Here is a 3,966-nt window from a genome sequence, read left to right as displayed (position 1 = left end):
ACCGTTAACAATAATATCGCCCCCAGATACAAATCCCATTTCTTCATGTGTAAGTTCACGTAACATATGCATTCTCTCCTTCGAGTGCGCCAACAGGGCGCGTTTCTTGCACAAATCCCGACAACACCCCTATCGTTCTATTAGCCATCTCGATGGCTTTTGATCGGTGCGCTATTGTTATACGGGTTATGTTAAGGGTCGCAAGGTTATTCAGCAGCTTATCCTCAATTTCGGAATCAAGAGAGGCTGTACCTTCACTCGTGAATAATGTTTTTCTTCTCTGCATCAGTCACGCGCCAACGGTGCCTTTTGCGTCCTCGAAAATATAGGTTGAGGAATTTATCAAACATGCGAAAGCCTTGGGAAATATGGCGTAATCGCAAAAAACACACGGAATCCGCCAAATCGTGAAATCAGCAACATCGAACATTCTTGTTTCGGGAAAACACGTTGAAATCAAATGGTCTAAGAGCTTTCAGATGCTCATCGACATCGGGGGTTTCCCGTCTAGTGCGCTTGATCGGCAAGCTACCCGAACATGTATGCACTCTGTCACCGACCGTGACAAAACATTCAAACAGCGGCTAAGCGAGAACGGTCAGGCACTATTTGACGCCGTTGTATCAGGCATTACAGTTAATGCTGACAACGATGGTGGTTTCCACAGGAATTCCGCCGATTGTACACTGCGGTGACTAGTTATCATTTGTCGGCAATGTCCGCCAGTTAAAGAATCAGGCGCGGAGTTATCCACTCTGTGCAGAGACTATCCTGAGTCCGGCGCAGTAAGATTGATAAACACACCGGGACACAGCACACCAGCGTTGGGTCCAATCAATAACGCCGTTTGAGCCGCATGAGTCAGTTGCTGGGAAAGTTTACTCCATAGTAATTCTTCAGCAATCAGAAATGCAAAAGCTCCCTTGATGACGATCCATGTTCCCGGTATCGTTGCCGCATCATTACCTAATTGGGGAATATTGCACGCGACGCCGTAATTCCGACATCCGCAAGGTCAGCTGGTGCTAGGTAACAAAGCTTATGAAAATAGTTGGATGTGAGATTATGTCTCAAATCGCGGCAACTGAGCCAATATCCCGCCAAAAACGATGCCTAAAAGTCCGATCTTCTTCTCGCTATGGCTTTGCAAAAGCGCAATCTTGTCGGACATTTTTTCAATAAACTCAAATGCTTCAGGCGCATCGCCACCCGCTATGACCAGCTCAGAGCAGCCCTCTTCGCCATGGTGAAGCTCACTTGCATACGCATCAGACTTCATCATTATGAGTCGACGGCCTAGTGTAGCGTCTCCAGAACTTCCAAGGATCGCCATTATCGCTGCTATCCTTATAATAATTCTAGGATGGGGATTGATGGCGATGAGCTAGTGACAAACTGTGGTGTCGCCACAGGCCATCTGCAAGCGCAGACGTGGAAAACGCGTCACGGCTTATTAAATCCTAATTCCACCCCGTAAGTGAAAATACTCAATCCAGATGGCGCATTTAAATCAGCTAACACTAGGGTGCTTTCTCCGTGCACACCGAAATGAACAACAGCTGAATCCCAGTCGATATTCGAAGTCCCGAGATAGACAACTTCAACGGGGTGCTGTGGGTAAAATCCTACAATCAGGTTCGGCTTTCCATTATCAAATTCGTTCTCCCATACACCAAACCTTATTTGGGTTTCTGAATATGCAGGAGAAATTGCCTTCAACTTGTAACCCCTTAATGTTGGACGCTCTTTTGGGATACTCCTGTATAGAGGAAATCCAGCTGAACGAGGCTCAGTCAAAGATTCACCACGACAGAGTTCAAACTTACCTGATGAAGGTAATTTCTTGATTTCAAAATAGTCGTCGTCAATATATCCTGCGGATGTTAGCGGCAACAAATCTATCTGGGTATCCATGCCAATTTCACCAATATTGAAAGAATAACTTACATCAGAAAGCTTCGCCTGCCCAATGATGCTATCAATAGAGGCATCTTTTTCATTCAAAAATGGTTCAGAAATCTCAACAATACATTTTTGGTCTTTGGCCACACTCGATGGTAGTGAAGTTGGCTGTATTAGGGCAAGCAATCCAATTAAGTTCAATGATCCAAAAAGCATATTTTGCACTCCATTCAACTTGAAAGCAGCACTCTACCTATGCGTGCTTCGCAAAAACTAGCTACTGCACGACTGGCGGCGGTTGCCTAACTAAGGAAACAGTAGTTGGCGTGTAACCTGCTCCTGTCAAAGGGCGGAACTGTGCTATGTCCGTAATAGTTCGGCCTATCAGGCTTGCTATGCTGTATGTAATGTCATTAGTTCGCCACTCTAGTGGATCACCGTTGCCCATTGCCATATGAGCGCGCCTTCCGTCAACGGTGATATGTGTCGCTTCATGCAGCAGCCAGAATGTTCGAGAATCAGCATTGTTAGCATAAGATAGAAAGTCAGATCTTCTAATTTCAAAAACTGGATCACCATTATTGTAAATTGTACCACCAACGCCTGCATTACCCCAAGAATAGCTATCTTCAAAAAGCTTAACATCTGCTCTCTGTAGCAACGTTATATAATCCGAAACAGTAATTTTTCGTCCATCATTTAACAGAAAAAAGCTATTCGGATCTTGTAAATAATAATTCATTAAGTCGGCAATTATTTCCTTACGAAGCGCATCGAAGAGAGCCAGAGCGTCCCTCTCAGCTTGAGTCATAGGCGTTGCCAGTGCGCTTTCGTCGATAACCATAACGTTACCATCGGCCACAATTCTAGCGTTTTCAACGAAGCTTGAATTATGAACCCAAGAACTCATTTGACCGGTGTTTGGATCTGTAAACGAAAGGCGATACGATGTTGACTGATCCCAGCCCATTAATGTTGCATTAACTACTATCTCGCCAGCGGCATTTAATCCCGAGGACCCCGGAATAGATACGCCGCCGACAGGGACCGCTGTGCCACCGACAATGACCATAGGCGAGCCGGATGCGGCAAACCTAGATTCGGTATTCAAGCCCATTACAAAATTGGTAGGTGACGAACTCCACGAGGTCGAATTCCAGTCAATTATATCAGACGCCAACAAGCTACCATTTGAAAGCCAGCTCAAAATGTCATCCTGCCATGTGCGGTAGGCCCCCGGCGAACCAGAGCCTGGTCCATATATTTCCCAATCCTCGGAGTACCAAACAGCCCATGTGCCATCTTCCAACTGTTCAGAATGCCCGGTGTAGGCGTAAGCAAAGTCATCTGAACTACCTATCAGGCCCCACCAACCGCCTGAAACTTGTTTACACTCAGCTGCGGTCAGTTCACGCCACCCTGTGGCCTTTTCACGAGTTGCGGACTTGTAAAGCATGTGTGCCTCCCATTGAAGTTCTCCGTTTCCGTTCCTAGTTCACGCAACCTTGAACTATTCGAACTATCCGAGCTGCCATCACAATGGCTTTTGACCGGTGCGCTATCGTTATACGTGTTATGTTAAGGGTCGCAAGGTTATTCAGTAACTTATCTTCAATCTCGGGATCAAGATGAGCCGTACCTTCATCGATGAACAGTATTTTGGGTTCGCCGTATAAAGCCCGGGCCAAAAGCACCCTTTGTTTCTGCCCCCCAGACAGGGTAGAACCCATATCGCCGACGAGGGAGTCAAAGCCTAAGGGCATGGCTTTGATGTCATCATAAATGCACGCGATAGTTGCGGCCCGTTCTATCCGCTCCATGTCCATCTCCGGATCAAAAAAAGCGATATTGTCGGCGAGTGACCCCGCATAAAGCATATCATCCTGCGCCACAGAGCCGATTTGTCTGCGGTATTTGCGCTTGTCGAGCGATGACAACAGTGTATCGCCGATATAGATTTTACCGTGATTGGGTTCAAATAATCCCATCATCAGCTTCATCAGCGTCGTTTTCCCGCCGCCCGATGGACCTGTAAGGGCGATCATCTCGCCGGGTTCGATTTTG

The 3,966-nt window shown here is 46.6% G+C and carries 4 protein-coding genes and 1 pseudogene; 2 read left to right on the top strand and 3 right to left on the bottom strand.

Going from position 1 to position 3,966, the window contains the following annotated elements; translation table 11 throughout:
* Positions 1 to 479 precede the first annotated feature (479 nt).
* Both ABL924_RS18095 and ABL924_RS18090 read left to right on the top strand, forming a co-directional pair.
* The gene (locus ABL924_RS18095; RefSeq protein ID WP_349028494.1) at positions 480 to 695 is read left to right on the top strand and encodes a hypothetical protein; all 216 of its coding nucleotides are present in this window, start codon (positions 480 to 482) and stop codon (positions 693 to 695) included.
* A 440-nt stretch (positions 696 to 1,135) separates the two neighbouring features.
* Positions 1,136 to 1,300, top strand: a pseudogene (locus tag ABL924_RS18090) (IS5/IS1182 family transposase); the annotation flags it as partial.
* A gap of 143 nt (positions 1,301 to 1,443) precedes the next feature.
* On the opposite strand, the gene ABL924_RS18085 reads toward ABL924_RS18090, so the two are convergent.
* The 3 genes from ABL924_RS18085 to ABL924_RS18075 form a co-directional block, all read right to left on the bottom strand.
* Entirely contained in the window at positions 1,444 to 2,118 is a 675-nt protein-coding gene (locus ABL924_RS18085; protein WP_349028493.1) for a hypothetical protein, read from the bottom strand.
* 61 nt (positions 2,119 to 2,179) lie between these two features.
* On the bottom strand, positions 2,180 to 3,358 hold the full coding sequence (locus ABL924_RS18080) for a hypothetical protein (RefSeq protein ID WP_349028492.1): 1,179 nt from the start codon (positions 3,356 to 3,358) through the stop codon (positions 2,180 to 2,182).
* A 34-nt stretch (positions 3,359 to 3,392) separates the two neighbouring features.
* Positions 3,393 to 3,966: ATP-binding cassette domain-containing protein (locus ABL924_RS18075; RefSeq protein ID WP_349028491.1), on the bottom strand; the 574-nt coding region annotated here is incomplete at its 5' end.

The sequence above is a fragment of the Methyloglobulus sp. genome, assembly GCF_040079455.1.
Classification (GTDB): domain Bacteria; phylum Pseudomonadota; class Gammaproteobacteria; order Methylococcales; family Methylomonadaceae; genus Methyloglobulus.
This window is presented reverse-complemented; position numbering and strand designations above follow the sequence as displayed.